The 1,642-nt window shown below is 69.8% G+C and carries 3 protein-coding genes; all 3 read right to left on the minus strand.

The genetic code is table 11. From position 1 onward, the window contains the following. The coding region (locus UWG_RS34415) for a DUF7848 domain-containing protein (protein WP_474773934.1) at positions 1 to 124 on the minus strand (124 nt) is incomplete at its 3' end. Positions 125 to 226: 102 nt separating this feature from the next. Next, positions 227 to 1,459: a helix-turn-helix domain-containing protein gene (locus UWG_RS0129170; RefSeq protein WP_016910728.1), complete on the minus strand. Its 1,233-nt coding sequence runs from the start codon at positions 1,457 to 1,459 to the stop codon at positions 227 to 229. A gap of 110 nt (positions 1,460 to 1,569) precedes the next feature. Further along, positions 1,570 to 1,642: DUF7848 domain-containing protein (locus tag UWG_RS34420; RefSeq protein ID WP_474773936.1), on the minus strand; the 73-nt coding region annotated here is incomplete at its 5' end.

The raw sequence follows: 1,642 nt of genomic DNA on the forward strand, positions 1-1,642 counted from the left end.
GTCCCGTCTCGGAGCAGACGGCGCACTGCATCGCGTACGAGTGCGGTTCGGCGTCCGGCTCCTGGTCGCGGGTCACGGTGTACTCGCGGAGACGGTAGGTGCGTGGTCTGTTGGTGTTCGGCACGGAACCCCCGGCGCATTCGTCAGTGATCGGTTGCTCACTGACCGTAGAAGCGCCGAAGGTGGCGACGGTCACAAATAGTGCCCCTCCGTCAGGAAGATCCTGTCAGACGCCGAGAACCCCCATTTTCACCGCGAGTTCCGAAGCGCGGCGGCGGCGCTCGGGAGTCTTCGCCTCGGTTTCCTCGAGGAGGATGCGGCGGGCATAGCCGTTGTAAGCGAGGGTTTCCGGGGCGTTCGCGTGTGCCTTGGCCAGGGTCTCCAGTGCTGCCTCGGACTTGCCGTCCAAGTGGTAGGCGCGTGCCTCTTCGATGCGGTGTCGCGCTCGGCGCGGTCGCGACGGGATGCCCTGTGCGTCGGCCTTGGTGGCCTGCCGTACGGACTCGCCACCGGCGTGGAGTTCGACCGCGAAGGTGACGGCGTGGGCCCCCATGATGGCGCGGGAGAAGCTGGTGACGGGGTGGTAGTAGCTCTCGGGCAGTTGTCCGGCCGTGCGATCGGCCTTGTCCCACCAGCCCCATGCCGTTCCCGTGTCGCCCCGCCGGGCCGCGGTGAAGCCGGCCGCGACCTGGAGCGCCCCGGCGATCGCCCGTACGTCGTTGCCCGCGTCCGGGAGTTGCGGCTCGAGATAGGAGAGGGCTTCTCTGGTGACGCCGTCGGCGCCGTCGTAGTGGGCGGCGTCCCGGTGCGCCTCGGCCGTGAGCCACGCGGCTGTCCCGAACGCGTGCGGGTCCTCGGACTCCTGGGCGGCCACCATGCCGCGCTCGGCGACGCGCCACAGCAGCGCGGAGTCGGGTTGGTAGGCGAGGAAGAACTGGCTGAGGGAATACACCTCGGCGAGGACGGCCTGCGCCCGGCGCCGGTCCGGAGCAGTGGGCGCCTGCCGCGCGGCAGCCTGCGCGTCCCGGATCAGCCCGGGGAGCAACTGGCCGACGACGTCACGGTGGTTCGGCGCGGAGTGCCGGGCCGTCCACGCCCGCGCGAGGCGGGTGCGAAGGTGCTCCGGCTGCGGCGCCTCGCGGTCGCTGCCCGTCATGGGGAACGCGTCCACGGCGGCGCGCACCTCCGGCAGACGGGGATGTCCGGGGCCGACGAACAGATCGGTGGGCGTGCTGACATCGCCGGTCAGTTCCGACAGGTTGCGTACTCTCAGGACTTCGGCCAGGCGCAGCACCATCGGAAGACCGGGGGTCTTCAGGCGACCGCCCTCGATCGCCTTGACCCACGAGGGAGACTTACCGAGCAGTCCGGCCAGGACCACCTGACTCATGCCGCGGCGAGTGCGCAGGACGCGCACACGCTCGCCGAACGCGACGGGTTCCGGGGTGGGTTCCGACACGGCCTTGCCCCTATCTCTCTGCGGAGAGTCGACACGTCACAGAGTATGGAGGCTCTGTGCGCACAGTGACAGGGATATCCGCAGGCATGACGAAACGCGCAAGACCCGGTTCACAGCCACCGTCCGGGGACTGCGAGGTACGGCCGGGTGACGTGCTCGCGGTACGTCAAGTGCTCGGGGTGT

Origin of the sequence: Streptomyces xiaopingdaonensis, assembly GCF_000262345.1 — a bacterium.
In the GTDB taxonomy this organism is placed as follows: domain Bacteria; phylum Actinomycetota; class Actinomycetes; order Streptomycetales; family Streptomycetaceae; genus Streptomyces; species Streptomyces xiaopingdaonensis.